Consider the following 1,666-nt stretch of genomic DNA (forward strand, 5'->3'; position numbering starts at 1 on the left):
ACGACGACCAGGCAGCCGACGCCGACGAGCGGCCGCCACCCGGTCGCGGACCCGCCACCGACGACCGCGAGGCCGGCGAGCACGACGGGCAGCGCGCGCGGCGCGGCCTTCTCCGCACGCTCGTCGATCCGGGCGTGCAGGACCGTCGGCCACAGCACGACGAGCGTGCCGAGCACCGTCAGGCCGACCCACCCGAGCAGGTTGAGGGCGACGTGCGCGACGTACGCGCGGCCGTGCGCCTCGTCGGACAGGTCGCCGCGCGCCATGAGCACGCCCAGCGTGACGCCGACCGGGAGGAGCGCGCTCGCCGCGACGTAGTAGCGGACCATCGGCCCGAACCGTGACGGCAGCGCGCCACGACCCTGCCGCGCGAGGACGACGACGTGCGCGACCGCGCCGGCCGTGACGAGCGCCCCACCCGCGACGACGAGCGGCCAGACGGGCGCGAGCAACCCTCCGACGACGAGCACCGACCCGAGCGTGTGCGCGGCGAGTCGTGCGGTGTGACCCCGGCGTCCCCCGGGCGCAGGCCGGCGCAGCAGCGTGTCGGCGAAGTGCTGGCTCCACACGAGGATCGCGGTGCTCACCGCGCCGAGCAGCAGCAGGTGCACCATGAGCCACGGCGCCGCGGGGACGCTCCGGTGCACGAGCGTCGCGACGACCGCCGCGACGAGCCACGCACCGACGAGCGCGTTCGCGCGCAGGTGCCACGACGCCCGCGTCATGCGGTCACCTCCGCGGGGTCGGCCTCGTCCGCGACGACGACGGCGCCCGTCGCCGCACCGTCCGTGGACGTGCCCTCGGTGCGGCCCTGGTCGGACGACAGGGTGCCGCCCGTGAGCAGGCCGCCGACGGTCGCGGCCGGGTCGGCCGTGACACCCTCGAGCTCCAGACCGCCCGTGGTGGTGGACTGCTGCTCGGAGGCCGAGCCGGTCGTGCTGGACGCGCCGTCGTCGGTGGTCACGGTGCGCTCCTCCTCCTGCGTGCTCGCCTGCTGGTGGGTGCCGGTGATCGACAGCCCGTCGAGGTCGATCGGCGCGGCCGCCGTGACCTGACCCGCGAGCGACCCGTCCGAGGCCGTCGACCCCGACGCGGCGCCGTCCGTGCTGGTCGCGCCGCCGGAGGCCGAGCCGGACAGCAGGGCGGCGGGGTCGATGCTCACCGACCCCAGGTCGACGCCGAGGTTGGACGCGTCGGCCGACGACTGCTCGCGCGACTGCGAGACCGAGCCGCCGTCGCCGTCGGTGACCGTCGTCGTCGAGCCGGAGGACCGCGTCGACGACGTCGACAGGCCCAGCTCGGCACCGCCGAGGGTGATCGGTGCCTGCACGGCGGCCTCACCCGCCGCGTCGCCCTCGGACGAGGTGGCGTCCTGGCTGGTGGACGAGCCACCGCCCAGGAGGCCGTCGGTCAGACCGCCCAGGGGGCCGTCGGACGCCTGTGAGGCGGCGGCGGACAGCAGCACCAGGCCGCCGGTGACACCCGCGACGCCGAGCGCCCGGGTCCAGATCTTCGTGCTCATGACAGGTGTTCCTTCCACGTTCCGGGAGTCGCGCACCCACCGCGGGGTGGGTCCACGTCGCCGGCCCGCACCGGTGGTGGGGCGGCGCCGCACGCCCGCGGGCGCGGGCGGCGTCGTGCGCGGAGCGGGAAGGGGTCAGTCGGG

1 protein-coding gene and 1 pseudogene are annotated in these 1,666 nt (G+C 76.5%); both read right to left on the bottom strand.

The window, feature by feature from the left end; genetic code table 11:
* A pseudogene (locus HGA02_RS18660) lies at positions 1-725 on the bottom strand (multicopper oxidase domain-containing protein); the annotation flags it as partial.
* Positions 722-1,522 (bottom strand): hypothetical protein, encoded by an 801-nt coding sequence (locus HGA02_RS18665; protein WP_168680823.1) that lies wholly within the window; start codon positions 1,520-1,522, stop codon positions 722-724. The pseudogene HGA02_RS18660 and the gene HGA02_RS18665, both read right to left, overlap by 4 nt.
* Between the last annotated feature and the right edge of the window lie 144 nt (positions 1,523-1,666).

The organism is Cellulomonas septica (assembly GCF_012396155.1).
Taxonomy (GTDB): domain Bacteria; phylum Actinomycetota; class Actinomycetes; order Actinomycetales; family Cellulomonadaceae; genus Cellulomonas; species Cellulomonas septica.

Bases quoted from the DNA above. Each gene is read 5' to 3' on its own strand.
- HGA02_RS18665 (WP_168680823.1), bottom strand. From the start codon at position 1,522: ATGAGCACGAAGATCTGGACCCGGGCGCTCGGCGTCGCGGGTGTCACC.